Raw genomic sequence first — 17,043 nt, forward strand, 5'->3', positions numbered from 1 at the left:
CCATGCTTGTTTTTGACTTCTCGACACCGGGCTCGATTGGCCCGCTGTGCTTTGGTATGCCTCGGGGGCAGGTGCGCGCCCTGTTGGGCGAAACAGTCCACACCTTCAAAAAAACATCTTTTTCGGTGAATACAACTGACGCCTTTCATCAAGCTGACCTTCATGCTTACTACGATGTAAACGATGGTCTCAAAGGTGTGGAGTTTTTTGAGGGCAGTAAATTTTTATGGCAAGGGAATGCCCTGATCGGCAAAACGTACGCTGATCTGAAAAAGTACCTGCTTCTTAAGCAGGCTGTTTTTTCTCCAGACGACTGTGGTGTTGACGCGCACGAGTTGGGGCTGGGCTTTTACATTCCGGACTTCAGTGATGAGGGCGACAGTGCCATCGTAAAATGTATTTATCTTGATTTGTCCGTCGTCGATTCCACAGGAGGTGGCAGCCTGTGAGGCGTTTTTTTGTTGCGTTTTTAATGATTCTGCTCAGTGGCTGCGTGACTAACCAGTTGCACTTTGCGGCTTATTCCACAGAGGCTCAGCTCGCGGCGATCAAGAGCCGCGTTGTTGAGGCGGACATCGTACAAGTCACGGGCGGGGATCCGTGCACACGCTGTTCGGAGTCGAGCAAAGTGGTCTGGCATGCTGCCAATTACAAGGTCGGTCTTTATCAAGGGTTCGCACGCATCCCCGTCGATGACTGGGCAGAATTCACTCGACGATCGGTCGGCGCCATACCGGTTGCCGCCATGAAAACCAGCGTTGAGATAAACAGGGTCTTCTTGAAAACGTGGAACTCGCCGGAGTATTACGCGTGCGAAGTGAGCCTCACGGTGGACATTGGCGGCGCGAAATATGCCGGTTGGGCCCGGCTCAAATTGAAGGAACCAGGGCAAAGCTTGATCGGCCCAAGGTACGCATCCCTGAATGCAGAAGTATTGGGCACGGTGGGCCTTACATTGAAAGCGGCTTACCTTGATGCATTGGACAAGTCAAAAAGCGTGCCCTGATCAACGAAGCGAACATTAGGCAGCCGTCGTCGCTCAGAACTTTAAGAAGTGTTTGGAGACTACAGTACACGTTTTCTTTCTTTCCCGGAGTCTGTTAGCGATGCCACACGCCTCGATCAAATCCTTCGTTTTCGCCAGCCTCACCGGCCTGTCTATGCTGTTGACCAGCCCTGCCAGCTCCGCCGCCAGTTTCGATTGTGCCAAGGCCAAGGCCCCCGACGAAATCGCCATCTGCAAAAACGTCAGCCTCAACGATCAGGACGTGACCATGGCGCTGCTCTACGATTTGGACAAGCACTTCATGGCCATGGGCGGGCGGGGTTCATTGATGGATGGGCAGGCCGAATGGCTCAAACAGCGCCATACGTGCGGCTCAAACGTGAGTTGTTTGAACGATGCCTATACGAAGCGGATCGGGATGTTGCGCAGGTTTATTGATGAACAGGTGATAACGAAAGGGCCGTTTTGAGTCATTGCTGATTCTGCGGGATGTCCACTTTGCTGGCGCTGTGCTCACGCGTCTCCTGTTTCAGTGAATGAATACCGATTCAGTGCGGTCATGGATCTTGCTCCTATATCTGAATGAGCCGTCACCTTCTGCCGCCAAGCAGAATTAGGGTGGCGGATTACGCAAGGTTGGCGGACCGGGGATATAGGACCCGGCACTTCCGAAGAAGTCCCTGCGCAACCCGCCATTGCACGAAATCACGGGCGCAAAAAAAGCGCCTGCAATTGATCGTTCCCACGCTCTGCGTGGGAATGCCGCCCTGGACGCTCCGCGTCCCGAAGTCGATGGGTAGTCAAGGTCCGGTGCCAGGTGACGCAGAGCGTCACAGTATGCATTCCCACGCAGAGCGTGGGAACGATCGGCAAACTGCCCATACCTGGCTGATACCCACCCTTTAGGGGCGAACACTTTAGCTGTGGCGAGCGGGCTTGTCCCGCGTTGGGTTGCGAAGCAGCCCTGGAAGGAAGAATGCGGTGGGTCAGGCATTCTTCGGCCGCTGGTTTTTGGGCTGCTTCGCAGCCCAACGCGGGACAAGCCCGCTCGCCACGGGGGTACTTATCAGCTGTTGTATCTAAAGACCTCGAAAGGCCTGGTTGCAAGACGGCGTTACAGCCCAGCCAACACCGCCTCCAACTTCTCCTGATCCCGCGCAAACTGGCGAATCCCTTCCGCCAGCTTCTCCGTCGCCATCGCATCTTCATTCGACGCCCAGCGAAATTGCGCTTCGGTCAGTTGCTGCCGCGCTTCGCCTTCGGCACCCGGCGCCAATTTGCGTTCCAGCACGCCGTTATCTTCGGAAAGTTTTTGCAGCAAATCCGGGCTGATGGTCAGGCGATCGCACCCGGCCAATTCCTCGATCTGGCTCAAGGTGCGGAAGCTGGCGCCCATGACCACAGTCGGGATTTGGTTGGCCTTGTAGTAGTTGTAGATGCGCGTCACCGACTGCACGCCCGGGTCTTCGGCGCCGGTGTAGTCCAGGCCGGTGTTTTTGCGGTACCAGTCGTAGATGCGGCCCACGAACGGCGAGATCAGGAACACGCCCGCATCGGCGCAGGCCACGGCCTGGGCGAAGGAGAACAGCAGGGTGAGGTTGGTCTGGATACCGGCTTTTTCCAGGCGCTCGGCGGTGCGGATGCCTTCCCAGGTGGAGGCCAGCTTGATCAGCACGCGGTCGCGGCCGATGCCGGCTTGATCGTACAGCGCGATCAATTGGTTGGCTTTGGCCCACAACGCATCTTCATCGAAGGACAAACGTGCGTCGACTTCGGTGGAGATGCGGCCAGGGATGACCTTGAGAATGCCCGCACCCACCGACACGGCGAAGTGGTCGCACGCCAAGCCCACGTCGCCCTTGGACAGGTTCACCGCATCGCGCAGCAGCTCGGCGTATTCGGGGATGGCGGCGGCTTTCAGCAGCAGGGAAGGGTTGGTGGTGGCGTCCACCGGGCGCAGGCGGCTGATGGCTTCGAGGTCGCCGGTGTCGCAGACCACGGTGGTGAAGTGCTTGAGTTGTTCGAACTTGGACGTCATGAGCGGCAGTCTCCTAAAAAGGGTTAATGGTTCAGGGCCTGGGCGGTGTCGAGGTCGGTGATCAGCACGTCAAGGTAACCGCCCTTGAGCGCGCCACGAATCGCCTGCACCTTGTTCAGCCCGCCGGCCAAGCCGAGCACGCGTTGGATCGCGCGCAGTTTGGGCAGCGCCACCGACACCACGAATTCTTCGTCTTCTTCCAGCACCGGGTTGCCCTGGGCATCGAAGTAGCGCAGGCAGATATCGCCCACCGCGCCGCGTTCGGCGAGCAGGCGCAGCATGTCTTCGGTGTAGTAGTTGCCGCTGTTGCGCAGCAGCTGTGAGGGTTCCAGGTCGCCAATGCCGACGATGGCCAGAGTGATGCTGTCAAAGCGTTGCAGCACCTCCTTGACCTCTTCCATCTGCACGATGCGCTGCTTGCTTTCCACCGATTGCTCGATGCTTTGCGACGGCAGCAAAAACGCCGGGCAGTTGAGCAGGGTGGCCAGGCGTTGGGTCAGCAGGGTGGCTTCGAAAGCGCCCTTGTTGCCGACGCCTCCGAGCAACTGCACCACTTCCTGAGCGCCTTGCTTGCCTGGTTGCGCGTGCAAATGGCTGACCATGGCGCGGATGGTGCTGCTCCACGACGAAATACCGATGTGGTCCTGGACCGACAAGCTGGTTTCCAGGTAATGCGCGGCCGCCGAGCCGATGGCCTGCTTGATGCTTTCGTCATTGCCGGGTTCGGTAGCTTCCACCACGATCACCTGGCGCACGCCGTAGCGGCGCTGCAACTGGTTTTCCAGCTCCAGGTGCAGGCCCTGGAGGCGCATCACGCTGATCTTGACCACGCCTTCCTGCAGCGCCCGGCGCAGGGCGCGGCTGATAAACGACTGCGACAAATCCAGTTGCGTGGAAATCTCGGACTGCTTGAGCCCTTCTTCGTAATAGAGGCTCGCGATCTTGGTGATCAGGCGCTGTTCTTCGATCTGGCTCATGAAGGCCTCAGTAGGTATTCCAATGCCGGTGAGGATACCAAACCCTCACGACATGATCAGGCCGCCGTCGATATTGATTGCCTGGCCCGTCAAGTAAGCCGCGTCATCCGAGGCCAAAAACGCCACCAACCCTGCCACATCCGAAGGTTTGCCGGCACGGCGCAGGGGGATGTTCTTGACCCATTCGGCCATCAATTCACCCTTGCCGTAGCGCTTTTCATCGGTGCTGAGGATCTCGCCCCACACCCGATCGTTGTAGTCCCACATCTCGCTTTCGATGATGCCGGGGCAAAACGCGTTGACCGTGATGTTATGCCGCGCCAGTTCCAGCGCCAGGCTTTGGGTGATGCCGATCACGCCCATCTTGCTCGCTGCGTAGTGCGGCGTGTAGATAAAGCCCTGGCGGCCCTGACCGGACGAGGTGTTGATCAACCGCCCGCTGCCTTGCTTGACCATGTACTTGGCAGCTTCGCGGCAACCGAGCCACACGCCGGTGGTGTTGACCTGCAGCACCTTGTCGAAGTCGGCGCGAGGCATTTTGTCGTAGTGGTCGATGGTGATGATGCCGGCGTTCTGCACCGACACGTCGATGCTGCCAAACCGCGCGTGGCCTTCGCGGTAGAGCTTTTCGATGTCGCTTTCACTGGTTACATCGATGCCCAGCGCCAGGGTCTCGACCTTGTATTCCTCGGCCAGTTGGTTGGCGGTGAAGGTCACGCGTTCCAGATCATTGGAGGCCAATACCAGGTGGGCGCCTTCCTGGGCGAAGCGCTCGGCAATCCCGGCGCCGATGCCACGGCAGGCGCCGGTGATGACTACGGTTTTACCGCTAAAACGTTGCGACATGACAAAGGACTCCAAAAAGGCTTACCAGCAGACAAAACCGCCATCGACCAACAGGTCGACACCGGTGCAAAAGGATGACGCCTGGCTGACCAGGAAAATCGCCGGGCCAACCATTTCTTCCACGCCTGCCATGCGGCCCATGGGCGTGGTCTGTTCAAAAATCTTCACCTGATCGGCGACTTCCGGGCGCGAGTTCATCGGCGTTGCGGTGTAACCGGGGCTGATGCAATTGACCCGCAGGCCCTTGTCGGCCCATTCCATTGCCAGGCTTTTGCTCAGGTGGATTACGCCGGCCTTGGAGGTGTTGTAGTGGGCTTGCAGCAAGCCACGGTTGACGATGCTGCCGGACATGGACGCGATATTGACGATGGCGCCCTTACCGCGCGGCAGCATCACGGCGGCCTGGGCCTGGCAACTCAGGAAAATCCCGGTGAGGTTGATGTCCAGCGTGGCTTGCCAGCGTTGCAGTTCCAGCTCCTCGGCGGCCTGGGCATTGGCGATGCCGGCGCAGTTGACCGCCACGCTGAGTTCGCCGAGTTCGCTTTCGGTACGAGCGACGGCGGCGTCAAGGGCGGCGCGCTCGGTCACGGTGCCGCTCAACGCCAGGGCGCGACGGCCCAAGGCCTGGATGCGTTCGACGGTGCTGGCGATGCCGGGGCTGCCCGGCAGATCAAAGCAGGCCACATCGGCCCCTGCTTCGGCGAGCCCAACCGCGATGGCCTGGCCAATCCCACTGCCCGCGCCGGTCACAAATGCCACCTGGCCCTGAAGACTAAAAAGCTGCATGAACTACTCCGTTATTTTGAATTCACAGTCGATCCCTGTAGGAGGGGGCTTGCTCCCGATAGCGGTACATCAGATAAAAATACTCCAACTGAACCACCGCTATCGGGAGCAAGCCCCCTCCCACATTGGATCTTCATTGTTTGTGCGGGCGAGGCATTCAGGCGGTGGCCATTTCCATCACTGAAACCGGCGTGGCTTCCCCGCGCTCCAGAATCCCCATCTGCCGCCCCCGGCTCATCACCATCACCCGATGGGACAACCCGAGCACTTCATCCAGGTCCGAACTCACCACAATCACCGCCATGCCCTTGGCCGCGAGGTCTGCGATCACTTCATAAATCGCCGCCCGCGCGCCCACGTCGATACCGCGTGTGGGCTCATCGAGAATGAACACCTTGGGGTTGCGCGCCAGCCATTTGGCAATGATCACCTTCTGCTGATTACCGCCGGACAAACTCGAAATCCGCGACTGCGGCGCACCTTTCACGCCCAGCCTTGCCACCGCCGTACGTGCAAATTCGCGCAGCGGGGCAGGGAAGACCCAACCGCGTTTATCCAATAGATCAGTGTTGCCATAAATCAGGTTGTCTTCGATCCGATGCTCCACCACCACACCTTGTTGCTTGCGGTCTTCGGGCACCAGCACCACACCGGCCTGAATCGCCTCGAATGGTGAGCGCAACTGGCGAACTTCACCGTCGAGCACCATATGGCCCTTGATGTCCTGGGCCGCGCCCGCAATGGTGCGCACCAGCTCGGTCCGCCCGGCGCCGACCACCCCGGCAATGCCGAACACTTCCCCGGCACGCACGCTGAATTCGATGCCGTGCAAGGCAAACTCGCGGCAACTCAGGTCTTTGACTTGCAACATCACCTGGTCTTTCGGCGCCTGCAACGTGGGGAAAATCCGCTCCAGGCTGCGCCCGACCATCTGCTCCACCAGCTCACGCACCGGCACCTGGGCCGTGGCATGCAGGGCGATCTGGCGCCCATCGCGCAGCACCAGCACACGGTCGGCAATGCGTGCGATTTCTTCCAGGCGATGGCTGATATAGATGAACGAAACGCCCTCGGCCTTGAGCCGTTCGACCTGCTGAAACAGCAGCTCGGTTTCTTCACCACCCAGCGCGGCGGTGGGTTCATCCAGAATCAGCAAGCGTGCCTTGAGGGTCAGCGCCTTGGCGATTTCCACCAGTTGCTGCGCCGCCACGCTCAGGCCTTCGACCTTGCGCGAGGCGGGCACTTTGAGCCCCAGGCGTTCCAGCTGGATCTGCGCCTGGGCCTCGATGTAGTCGCGGTCGACCCGCCCGTGACGCATGGGCAGGCGGCCGACGAAGATGTTTTCGGCGATCGACAATTGCGGCAGCAGGCGGATTTCCTGGTGAATCAAGCCGATCCCGGCGCCCAGCGCAGCCCCCGGTGACGCGGGGGCGTAGGGCTCGCCGAGCCAGGTCATGCTACCCCCGGCTTCCGGCTGCACAAGCCCGGCGATGATCGACGACAAGGTGGATTTACCCGCGCCATTCTCGCCGAGCAAGGCCAACACTTCACCGGGGCGAATGTCCACGTTGACCTGCGACAACACCTGAACCGGGCCGTAGGCCTTGCTGATATCGCGCAGGCACAACACCGCGTCAGGCATCGTTTCCAGAGCTGCTGCTCGCATGACGACCTCCGGGTTCAAGGGTGCTGTTGCAGGAACGGCGCGACGTTTTCTTTGGTGGTCAGCACGGTCGGCAGCAGTTGTTCCTTGGGCACGGCTTTACCGGCTTTCAGGTCGATCGCCGAGGCTACGGCCAGGCGCCCCATTTTCTGGGTTTGCTGGGTCATGGTGGCGTTCAGCACGCCGCTTTCCACGGCCTTGAGCCCGGCTACATCACCGTCAAAACCGACCACCACGACTTTGTGATCGAGGTTGGCGACCTTGACCGCCTGCGCTGCGCCCAGTGCCATGGCATCGGCACGGCCGAAGAACACGCTGATATTCGGGTCACGCTGGAGCAGGTCCTGGGCCACGGCGAAGCCTTTGTCCTGAGCCCATTCAGCCGGTTGCTGAGCGACGACCTTCAGGTCCGGGAAGGCTTTCAAGCCTTCTTCAAAGCCCTTGGCGCGATCGTTTTCCGGCGTGGTGCCGAGCTGGCCTTGCAGGATCGCAATGCGGCCTTTGCCGTCAGTGATCTTGCCCACGTACTCAGCCAGGGTTTTGGCCCCGGCCACGCTGTCGCTGGCGATAAAGGTATCGCCCGGTGCGTCAGGTGCGTTGCGGTCCACGGCGATCACCGGAATACCCGCGGCCTTGGCGGCTTTCACCGGCACACCGGCGGCGGTGGCGCCTGCCGGGATGTAGATCAGCACGTCGATCTGGCGGGTGATCAGGTCTTCAATCTGGCTGACCTGGGTGGAGGAGTTGCCCTGGGCGTCCACGGTGATCACCTTGATCCCCTTGGCCTTGCCCTCGGCTTCCACCGATTGCTTGATCTGGTTGAAAAAGTCGGCCTGCAGGTTGGCCACGGCCAGGCCGATGGTCAGGTCCTTGGCCCAGGTGGTGCCGGCGGCGGTGAGGGTGGCGGCAGCGAGAGCGGTGGCGATGAGCAGTTTCTTGGGGCTGAACATGTCGGTGACTCCTGGTTTTATTGTTGGGGGGTGTCAACTGTCGAACAGATTTAACGGGCAGTGCTGGAGCGGCGGCGCAGGGTGTCGATGGTCACGGCGAGGGCGATGACCACGCCGATCACCACTTGTTGAATAAAGGGCGAAACGCCGAGCAGGTTGAGGCCATTGCGCAACACGCCAATGATCAACACGCCGACCAGCGTGCCGCCGATGCTGCCCACACCGCCGCTGAGGCTGGCGCCGCCAATCACCACGGCGGCGATGGCGTCCAGTTCCAGGCTCAGCCCGGCACTCGGTTGCGATGAATCAAGGCGTGCGGCGAGGGTGACAGCAGCGATCCCGGCGAGGGCGCCGCTGACCGCATACACCCACAAGGTAATCGCGCGCACTTTGATGCCCGACAGGCGTGCCACTTCCGGGCTGCCGCCCATGGCGTAGAGGTTGCGGCCACCGGCACGAAAGCGCAGGAACACCCAGGCCACCACCAGCATCACCAGAAACAAGCCGACCGTGGCCGACAGGAAACCGAAATGCCGCACCGTGGCCAGGCTGGTGAACCAGTCCGGGTAACCGACGATTTGCCGGCCTTCAGTGAGGATATTCGCCAGGCCACGGGCCACCGACATCATGGTCAGCGTGGCAATGAACGGCGGCAGCTTGGCGTAGGTGATCAAGCCGCCGGACACCAACCCGGCAAGCATGCCGCTGGCAATCGAGATCGGAATCGCGAAGCCCAACGGCACCGCCTGATCCTGATAGAGCCAGCCGAGCATCATCATCGAGAAGGCCAACACCGAGCCGACCGACAAATCGATGCCGCCGATCACGATCACCGCCGTCATGCCAATCGCAAGGATGCCCAGCACCGTGACCTGATCAAGGATGTTCAGGCCATTGCGCAGCGAGAAGAAGAATTCGGAACTGAAGGAGAAAACCAGCACCAGCAGCACAAGCCCGATCAGCGGGCCGCCGATATTGCTGGGAAGCAGTTTTACCAGCCGCGGGCGGTGAGGCGGCTTGAGTTCGGCCGGGTGCTGGACAGTAGCTTTGGCGTCCACGTTGTTCTCCTGACTTATTTTTTTTGGAGTTCATTCAGGTGCTTTGAATATTTATGCATGCCTGATTGTTAATTCAGATTCAGGTGCCACCGTGTCAATGTCAAGCGCTTAATTTTTTATGCATGCCTCTAAACCGCTGCTTCCGGTGCTCGCAAAGCCACGGAATAGAGTAGCGCGTGTGGGATTTTGGCCGTCTGTCCGGGAGGTATTTCCGGCTTTTATTTCATTTTTCGACGCATCCCTCACTTGACCTGCTTGTGAATCGGCGCCTAAATAGAAATATATTGTCACTGCTGAATAAATATTCAAAGACAGCTTTGGGCACTTTCACCTCACGTGGTCAGCCCCCAGGAGCCGCTGCATGAACGCCTTCCAGTACGACGCCCACCAGATCAAAGAACAGGCCCGGCTGATCCGGCGCCACGTCATTCGCCTTAACGCCGATTCACCGGCCGGCGGCCACACCGGGGCCGACCTGTCGGAAACCGACATCCTCGCCACCCTGTATTTCCGCATCCTCAACACCGGCCCGGAACGCCTCGAAGACCCGGAACGGGACATCTACATTCAGAGCAAGGGCCACGGCGTCGGCGGTTTGTATTGCTGCCTGGCGCAGGCGGGTTACATCCCCACCGAGTGGCTGCCGACCTATCAACACTTCAACTCCCATTTGCCCGGCCACCCGGTGCGCCAGAAAACCCCCGGCATCGAGCTCAACACCGGCGCCCTCGGCCACGGCTTGCCGGTGGCGGTGGGGTTGGCGCTGGCGGCGAAGATGTCCGGCAGCAAAAAGCGCATCTATGTGCTGACCGGCGACGGTGAGCTGGCCGAAGGCTCGAACTGGGAGGCGGCAATGGCGGCGGCGAAGTACAAGCTGGATAACCTGTTCGTGATCGTCGACAAGAACAAGCTGCAGCTGGCCGGGTTGACGGCCGAGATCATGCCGCTCGACCCGCTCGACGTGAAATGGGCCGCCTTCGGCTTCAGCGTCAGCGAGTGCGACGGCAACGACGTGGGCCAGTTGATTGAATCCCTGGAAACCATGCAAACCAAAACCGGCGCGCCCCAGGTGCTGATCGCCCACACCATCAAAGGCAAGGGCGTGTCGTTTATCGAAGCCCGTCCCGAATGGCACCACCGTGTGCCCAAGGGTGACGAAATCAACGCGGCACTGGAGGAGTTGAGTCATGGCGAGTGAACATCTGGCGAGCGTCATGGTGGACGCCTTTATCGCGGCGGTCGATGCCGGGCTCGATGTGGTGCCGGTGGTCAGCGACTCCACGTCCACGGCCAAGATCGGCCCGTTCGCGCAACGCTTCCCGGAGCGGCTGATCAACGTCGGGATTGCCGAGCAGTCGCTGGTCAGCGTCGCGGCGGGCTTGGCGCTGGGCGGCAAAATTGCCGTGACCTGCAACGCGGCGCCGTTTCTGATCTCGCGCGCCAACGAGCAGATCAAGGTCGACGTTTGCTACAACCGCGCCAACGTAAAGATGTTCGGTCTGAATGCGGGCACCAGTTACGGCCCGCTGGCCAGTACTCACCACAGCCTTGACGATATTTCCGTGATGCGTGGTTTTGGCAACGTGCAGATTTTCGCCCCGGCGGATGCGCTGGAGTGTCGGCAGATTGTGGATTACGCGTTGCGTTATGACGGCCCGGTGTACATCCGTCTCGATGGTAAAGCCTTGCCCGATGTGCATGGCGCCGACTATCAATTCACGCCCGGCCAGGTGGATATCCTGCGCCAGGGCGCCGACGTCAGCATCGTGGCCCTGGGCTCGGTGGTCCATGAAGCAGTGGATGCAGCGGCATCGCTGGCGGAGCAGGGCATTGCGGCACAGGTGATCAACCTGTCCTCGATTCGCCCGTTGCAGCGCGACGTGTTGCTCACTGCGCTGCGCGGCACCCGCGCGGTGATCACCGTGGAAGAACACAACATTAATGGCGGCGTTGGCAGCCTGGTGGCCGAAGTGCTCGCCGAAGCCGGGCTGGGCATTGCGCTGACCCGCCTGGGCATTGGCGACGGTGAATACGCCGCCGCCGGTGCCCGCGAACCGACCCGCGCCTTGCATAACATCGACGCGGCTGGGATTGTGGCGGCTGCCACTCGGTTGCGGTGAATACCATGACAAACCATACGCCACTGATCCTGGCGATAGATGAAGGCACCAGCAATGCCAAGGCGGTGCTGGTCAACGAACTCGGACAGGTGATCGCTCGGGGTTCGCGGCCATTGAGCATCAGCCATCCCCAGGCCGGGTTTTCCGAGCAGGACCCGCTGCTGATCTGGCAGAACACCCTGGCTGCGATTGAAGAATGCCTGGCCCAGGTGAATCGGCTGATCACCGCGCTGGCGATCAGTAACCAGCGTGAATCGGTGGTGGCGTGGGACCGGCACAGCGGCGAGCCGTTGTCGCCGTGCATCAGTTGGCAGTGCCGACGCTCCACGGCCTTGTGCGCCGAGCTACATGAACGCGGCCACGAAGCGCTGATTCTGGAAAAGACCGGGCTGGCCCTCGACCCGATGTTTTCCGCCGGCAAATTTCGCTGGATCCTCGACCATCTGGATAACGGCCATGCTCGCGCGGCAGCCGGTGAAATCTGCCTGGGCACGGTGGACAGTTGGTTGCTGTGGAAACTCAGCGGCGGTCAGGTGTTTGCGACGGACTATTCCAACGCTGCGCGCACGCAGCTGTTTAATCTGCACACCTGCGCGTGGGACCCTGAGCTGCTGGACCTGTTTGCGATTCCCTTGGCTGCACTGGCACCGATTCAGCCGAGCGCCGGGTTCTTTGCTGAAACCGTCGCCGTGGGCGGGTTGCCAGCGGGCATCCCGGTGATGTCGATGATCGGTGATTCCCACGCCGCGCTATACGGGCAAGGAGGTTTCGCCCCCGGCCTGGTCAAGGCCACCCTCGGCACCGGCTCATCCTTGATGACGCCCATGAGTGGCCCGATTGCCTCAACCCATGGCCTTTCAACCACGTTGGCCTGGCATGACGGCAGCAAACCCACCTTCGGCATGGAAGGCAACATCGTCCACACCGGCGCTGCCGTGCAGTGGGCTTCGCGCCTGGTGGCGGGGGAGTCTTTGGATGCGCTGACCGAACAGGCGGCGCAATTGCCTGACAACGGCGGCGTGTATTTCGTCCCGGCCCTGTCTGGCCTGGGCGCGCCGCACTGGAAGGCCGATGCCCGTGGCCTGATCTGCGGGCTGACCGAAGCCACCTCGGGCGCGCATATTTTGCGCGCATCGCTGGAGTCCATCGGTTATCAGATTCGTGATGTGTTTGAGGCGATGCAGCAGGACATCGGCAGCCCGTTAAAAGAACTCTGGGTCGACGGCGGCGCCACACGCAACCGCTGGCTGATGCAGTTTTTGGCCGACTTGCTGCAACGCCCGGTGGTACGCAGCCTGTCGCCGGAGGTGTCGGCATTGGGCGCGGCGCATCTGGCGGGCAGGGCGCTGGGGGTGTGGGCGAGTGATGTGGCGTTGGGTGAGCTGGAGCGCCAGCGCGAGCGGTTTGAGCCGCAGGATGATCCGGCAATGGCCGGACGTTACGGGGAATGGAAAAAAGCCCTGGCCCGCACACTGCTCTAACGCCTGATGAGGATCAAAATGTGGGAGCTGGCTTGCCTGCGATAGCGGTGGTTCAGTTACAAAAGTAGTAGCTGACAGGCCGCCATCGCAGGCAAGCCAGCTCCCACAGTCGACCGAGTTGTGCCTCAGGCCTCGGGAAAGCCGGTCTTCTGCACCCAGCGGTTCTGAAAAATCTGCACATCCAACTGCGCAAACAACCCAGCTTGTGTAAACGGCTCCTCCGCCAGCCAGGCCTGCACATGGGCCTCGTCATCAAAGTCCGCCACCATCAACGACCCCACAGGCTCGCCCGCAGCGCCCAACAACGGCCCGGCAAACGCGATGCGTTCGGCCACGATGCCGAGGTATTCACGGTGGGTGGAGAGCAGTGCAGCGCGTTGCTCGGTCATGCCGGATTTATACAGTGCATGGATGGCGAAAATCATGGAAGAAGGCCTGCCAAGAGACGAAGGGAATACCCTTTATGCGACAACTCGTTTGGGTTGCCAAATGAAACTTCTCACGGCTGCCAGGTCTGCACATCCTTGGCATCCACCGCCTTGGGCAACAGCCCGGCCTTGAAGAAGGCATCAGCGATCTTTTGCTGTTCACCCAACTGATCGATCGTCACGGGCTGCACCAGATAGCTGCGGTGTGCGTTGGCGGCTTCGACGGTTGCCGTGTCCAGATTGCCCCACAGCGGGCCGAGTACTTTGGCAGCGTCCTGCGGGTGGGTTTTCACCCATTTGCCGGCCTGTTCCAACTGCGCATACACCAGCTTCAACACCTCGGGGTGGGCCTTGGCGTAAGGCGTGCCTGTCAGGTAGTAACGCTTGTAGCTGGCCAGCCCGGCGCCATCGGCCAAGGTACGGGTTGGCAGTTGACGTTGCACACCTGTGAGGAAGGGTTCCCAGGTGACCCAGGCATCGACCTTGTTGTTCTCGAACGCGGCGCGACCGTCAGCGGGGGACAGGTAAGCCGGTTCAATATCGGAGAACGCCAGGCCTGCCTTGGCCAGTGCGGCGATCAGCAAATAGTGCGTGCCCGCGGCTTTGGTGACCGCGATTTTTTTGCCCTTCAAATCCGCCAACTGCTGGATCGGCGAGTCCTCTCGTACCACGATGGCCTGGGCTGAAGGCGAGGGCGCCTCCTGGGCGAAATAGGTGAGTTTGGCCTGGGCTGCCTGGGCGAAGATCGGCACGGTGTCGGCCACGTCGGCGCTGATGTCCACGTTGCCGATGTTCAGCGCTTCCAGCAGCGGCAGGCCGCTGGGGAACTCGTGCCAGGACACATCGATGTTATCGGCCTTGAGGGCTTTTTCCAGGGTGCCCTGGGTTTTCAGCAGGGTGATCAGGGTCGAGGATTTCTGGTAACCGATACGCACGGTTTCTTGAGCCTCCACGCCCGCAGCGACGGAAAAGGCCAGCAAACCCAAAACTACGGCGAGGGGACGGCGGATAGACATGGCGCGCTCGATCTTCAACGAAATATCACTAAGCATAAAGTTCTAAAAAGCATTCGATAAATACTCTTTCGATCTGAGCTTAGGGCGCTTTTTCAGCCTTTCGAGCGATCGGGCATAACCATAGAATTATATGGTTCTTTCATAATCCGTCGTCATTAATATAATCGATTTATCTTATTTCGTCGGCCTTATGCCGTGTTTTGGCATATGCAGTCGCCTTTACCGTTCCCACGCCAAGGCCTTCCATGACATTCAAAAAACTGATCGTCGCCGCCAGCCTGCTGTTCGCGGCTGCTGCGGCCCACGCTGAGCAAACCCTGGATATCAGCTACCAGCGTTCTTCCACGCTGTGGATTCTGCTCAAACAAAACGGGCAACTGGAACAGCGCCTCAAACCCCTGGGCTTCACGGTCAATTGGCATGAGTTCAGCACCGGCTTGCTCAGCTCGCTGAACGCCGGCAGCGTGGATCTGCACGCGGATGTGGCCGATGCCTTTGCCCTGTTCACCCAGGCTGCCGACGCGCCGCTGACCTATTACGCTCAGGAAAACTCTTCCCCCGGCGCCCAGGCGATCATCGTCCAGAACGCGTCGCCGATTCATGGCATTGCCGACCTGAAAGGCAAGACCGTCGCCGTGTCCAAAGGCTCGGGCAGCAACTTTCTATTGATTAGTGCACTGAAAAAAGCCGGCCTGACCCTCGCCGATATCACCCCGCGCTACCTCGAAGCCCCCGACGGCGGTGCAGCCTTTGCCAACGGCAGCGTGGATGCCTGGGTGATCTGGGACCCGTTCCTGGCCACTCAGCAACTTGAACACCATGTGCGCGTGATCGCTGACGGCAAGGATGGCTTGGCCCGCTACAACCGCTTCTATGTGGCCACCACAAAATTCGCCAAGGCTCACCCGGACGTGCTGCAAGTCACCTTCGACACCCTGCGTGAGACGGGTCAATGGGTCAAAGCCCACCCCAAGGAAGCTGCTGAAATTCTTGGGCCGCTGTGGGGCAATATCCCGACGGCCACGGTGGAACTCGCCAATAGCCGGCGCAGCTACGACATCATTCCGGTCGAGGTGAAAAACCTCGCCGAACAGCAACGCATCGCCGACACCTACTACGCCGCCAAGCTGATACCCAAGCCGTTGAACGTGTCCGATATCGCCGTGTGGACGCCAAAACCATGAGCCGTCAAATCCATCTCTCTGCCTTTCTGTTAAGCGGGCCTGTGGTCCACAGCCATGCGGTGTGGCGCCACCCGGAAACGGTCGGCAACTACCTCGATCCCGAGTATTACTCGCGTATTGCCAAGGTGGTTGAGGAGGGGCTGTTCGACTTCCTGTTCTTTGCCGATCGCCTGGCGGTGGGCGACCAGATGGGCGGTTCCCGGGAGTTTGCGTTGCGCTACGGTGCTCAGGATGCAACGCGCTTGGATCCGTTGCCGATTCTGTCCTACCTGATCGGCCAGACCAGCAAGCTGGGGCTTGGCGCGACGCGTTCCACCACCTATTACGAACCGGCGCATATTGCCCGTGAGTTTGCCACGCTTGACCACCTGTCCAAGGGGCGTGCGGCGTGGAATATCGTGACCTCGATGAACGACAGCGAAGGGCGCCTGTTCGGCAAGGACAAGCATCTGGAGCACGACTTGCGTTACGACCGCGCGGATGAGTTTGTCGAGGTTGCGCTCAAGCTGTGGAACAGTTGGGGCAAGGGCGCGCTCAAGCTGGATCGCGAGAGTGGTGTGCTGGCGGATCCGGCGTTGATTCAGTCGGTGCAGCATCAGGGTGATTGGTTCAAGGTTGAAGGGCCGCTGAACATTCCGCGCACGCCGCAGGGGCGGCCGGTGTTGATTCAGGCCGGGTCTTCCGGGCGCGGGCGGCGGTTTGGGGCGCGTTGGGCGGAGGCGATTTTTACGATTCACCCGCATTTGGCGGCGATGCGGGCGTTTCGTGATGATGTGCGGGCGCAGGTGGTGCAGCAGGGGCGTGAGGCGGACAGTTGCAAGGTGTTGACGGCGGTGATGCCGTTTATTGGGGGCAGTGAGGCTGAGGCCCGGGCCAAGCGTGACAAGCACAATGCGTTGGCGCGGCCTGAGTTGGGGTTGGTGACGCTGGCTTCGCAGTTGAATGTGGATTTGTCGTCGTTTGCTCTTTCGGCGACGTTGGCCGAGATTGCGCGGTCGCCGCTCATTCCTCCGGCGGCGGCTGAGAAGTTGTTGATGCAGGGGCCGCAGACCACGCTGGAGCAGCTTGGGAGGATTTTTGCCAGCAGTGTGCGGGTGCCGCAGTTGGTGGGGACTGGGGCGCAGGTTGCTGATCAGTTGGCGGAGCTTTTTGAGGGGGGCGGGTGTGACGGGTTTGTGATTTCGCCGGGGTATTTGCCGGGGTCGTTTACGGAGTTTGTGGAGAGTGTGATTCCGCAGTTGCAGGGGAAGGGGTTGTTTCGTCGGGCTTATGAAGGGGCTACGTTGCGGGAGCATTTGGGGTTGGTGGGGTTGTAGGCTTGGTCTGCGTGTATATCCGTTATTGGGGTAACGGCGGCTTATGGTTCCGCCCTTACGGCGGGTCACTTTTGGAAAGACCCAAAAGTAACCAAAAGGTCTTCGCCCCACCACTCGGCACCTCGCCTAGGCTCGGTGTGCCCTCACTCCGGCTTGAATCCGTGGGCCGCCGCG

General features: G+C 60.5%; 17 protein-coding genes. 8 read left to right on the forward strand and 9 right to left on the reverse strand.

Annotation, left to right across the window (positions count from 1 at the left end):
• Positions 1 to 2: 2 nt before the first annotated feature.
• From BFW87_RS22530 to BFW87_RS22540, 3 genes are read left to right on the forward strand one after another with little or no spacing between them, the layout of a single operon-like run.
• Positions 3 to 449 (forward strand): hypothetical protein, encoded by a 447-nt coding sequence (locus BFW87_RS22530; RefSeq protein WP_078741913.1) that lies wholly within the window; start codon positions 3 to 5, stop codon positions 447 to 449.
• Entirely contained in the window at positions 446 to 1,006 is a 561-nt protein-coding gene (locus tag BFW87_RS22535) for a hypothetical protein (RefSeq protein WP_254865931.1), read from the forward strand. The genes BFW87_RS22530 and BFW87_RS22535 overlap by 4 nt, the downstream gene beginning before the upstream one ends.
• Positions 1,007 to 1,058: 52 nt before the next feature.
• Positions 1,059 to 1,475 (forward strand): lysozyme inhibitor LprI family protein, encoded by a 417-nt coding sequence (locus BFW87_RS22540; RefSeq protein WP_439848398.1) that lies wholly within the window; start codon positions 1,059 to 1,061, stop codon positions 1,473 to 1,475.
• A gap of 645 nt (positions 1,476 to 2,120) precedes the next feature.
• On the opposite strand, the gene tal is transcribed toward BFW87_RS22540, so the two are convergent.
• The 7 genes from tal to BFW87_RS22580 form a co-directional block, all read right to left on the reverse strand.
• A complete protein-coding gene (tal, locus tag BFW87_RS22550; protein WP_078741915.1) occupies positions 2,121 to 3,044 on the reverse strand; it encodes a transaldolase in 924 nt (307 codons plus the stop codon).
• A 23-nt stretch (positions 3,045 to 3,067) separates the two neighbouring features.
• Positions 3,068 to 4,021 (reverse strand): sugar-binding transcriptional regulator, encoded by a 954-nt coding sequence (locus tag BFW87_RS22555; protein ID WP_078741916.1) that lies wholly within the window; start codon positions 4,019 to 4,021, stop codon positions 3,068 to 3,070.
• A 45-nt stretch (positions 4,022 to 4,066) separates the two neighbouring features.
• A complete protein-coding gene (locus tag BFW87_RS22560) occupies positions 4,067 to 4,867 on the reverse strand; it encodes an SDR family oxidoreductase (protein WP_078741917.1) in 801 nt (266 codons plus the stop codon).
• Between the two features lie 21 nt (positions 4,868 to 4,888).
• A complete protein-coding gene (locus BFW87_RS22565; protein WP_078741918.1) occupies positions 4,889 to 5,653 on the reverse strand; it encodes an SDR family oxidoreductase in 765 nt (254 codons plus the stop codon).
• A gap of 157 nt (positions 5,654 to 5,810) precedes the next feature.
• Positions 5,811 to 7,319, reverse strand: coding sequence for a sugar ABC transporter ATP-binding protein (locus tag BFW87_RS22570; protein ID WP_078741919.1), 1,509 nt, complete (start codon positions 7,317 to 7,319; stop codon positions 5,811 to 5,813).
• Positions 7,320 to 7,333: 14 nt separating this feature from the next.
• The gene (locus tag BFW87_RS22575; protein WP_078741920.1) at positions 7,334 to 8,266 is read right to left on the reverse strand and encodes a sugar ABC transporter substrate-binding protein; all 933 of its coding nucleotides are present in this window, start codon (positions 8,264 to 8,266) and stop codon (positions 7,334 to 7,336) included.
• Positions 8,267 to 8,316: 50 nt separating this feature from the next.
• Positions 8,317 to 9,324: an ABC transporter permease gene (locus BFW87_RS22580; RefSeq protein ID WP_016969839.1), complete on the reverse strand. Its 1,008-nt coding sequence runs from the start codon at positions 9,322 to 9,324 to the stop codon at positions 8,317 to 8,319.
• Between the two features lie 361 nt (positions 9,325 to 9,685).
• On the opposite strand from BFW87_RS22580, the gene BFW87_RS22585 reads away from it, so the two are divergent.
• Genes BFW87_RS22585 through BFW87_RS22595 form a run of 3 tightly spaced genes read left to right on the forward strand, consistent with a single transcriptional unit; the run spans position 9,686 to position 12,925 of the window.
• Positions 9,686 to 10,522, forward strand: a complete 837-nt coding sequence (locus BFW87_RS22585) for a transketolase (protein ID WP_078741921.1) — start codon at positions 9,686 to 9,688, stop codon at positions 10,520 to 10,522.
• Entirely contained in the window at positions 10,512 to 11,444 is a 933-nt protein-coding gene (locus tag BFW87_RS22590) for a transketolase family protein (RefSeq protein WP_078741922.1), read from the forward strand. Before BFW87_RS22585 ends, BFW87_RS22590 begins: the two co-directional genes overlap by 11 nt.
• Positions 11,445 to 11,449: 5 nt before the next feature.
• Entirely contained in the window at positions 11,450 to 12,925 is a 1,476-nt protein-coding gene (locus BFW87_RS22595) for an FGGY family carbohydrate kinase (RefSeq protein WP_078741923.1), read from the forward strand.
• 125 nt (positions 12,926 to 13,050) lie between these two features.
• Here the strand turns inward: BFW87_RS22595 and BFW87_RS22600 are convergent, their stop codons facing one another.
• Both BFW87_RS22600 and BFW87_RS22605 read right to left on the reverse strand, forming a co-directional pair.
• Positions 13,051 to 13,350, reverse strand: coding sequence for a YciI family protein (locus BFW87_RS22600; RefSeq protein WP_078741924.1), 300 nt, complete (start codon positions 13,348 to 13,350; stop codon positions 13,051 to 13,053).
• A 74-nt stretch (positions 13,351 to 13,424) separates the two neighbouring features.
• On the reverse strand, positions 13,425 to 14,369 hold the full coding sequence (locus BFW87_RS22605; protein ID WP_078741936.1) for an aliphatic sulfonate ABC transporter substrate-binding protein: 945 nt from the start codon (positions 14,367 to 14,369) through the stop codon (positions 13,425 to 13,427).
• 245 nt (positions 14,370 to 14,614) lie between these two features.
• On the opposite strand from BFW87_RS22605, the gene BFW87_RS22610 reads away from it, so the two are divergent.
• A complete protein-coding gene (locus tag BFW87_RS22610; RefSeq protein WP_078741925.1) occupies positions 14,615 to 15,553 on the forward strand; it encodes an aliphatic sulfonate ABC transporter substrate-binding protein in 939 nt (312 codons plus the stop codon).
• The gene (locus tag BFW87_RS22615) at positions 15,550 to 16,869 is read left to right on the forward strand and encodes an LLM class flavin-dependent oxidoreductase (protein WP_078741926.1); all 1,320 of its coding nucleotides are present in this window, start codon (positions 15,550 to 15,552) and stop codon (positions 16,867 to 16,869) included. The genes BFW87_RS22610 and BFW87_RS22615 overlap by 4 nt, the downstream gene beginning before the upstream one ends.
• Positions 16,870 to 17,043: the final 174 nt, after the last annotated feature.

Origin of the sequence: Pseudomonas fluorescens (genome assembly GCF_002022275.1) — a bacterium.
GTDB lineage: Bacteria > Pseudomonadota > Gammaproteobacteria > Pseudomonadales > Pseudomonadaceae > Aquipseudomonas > Aquipseudomonas fluorescens_AJ.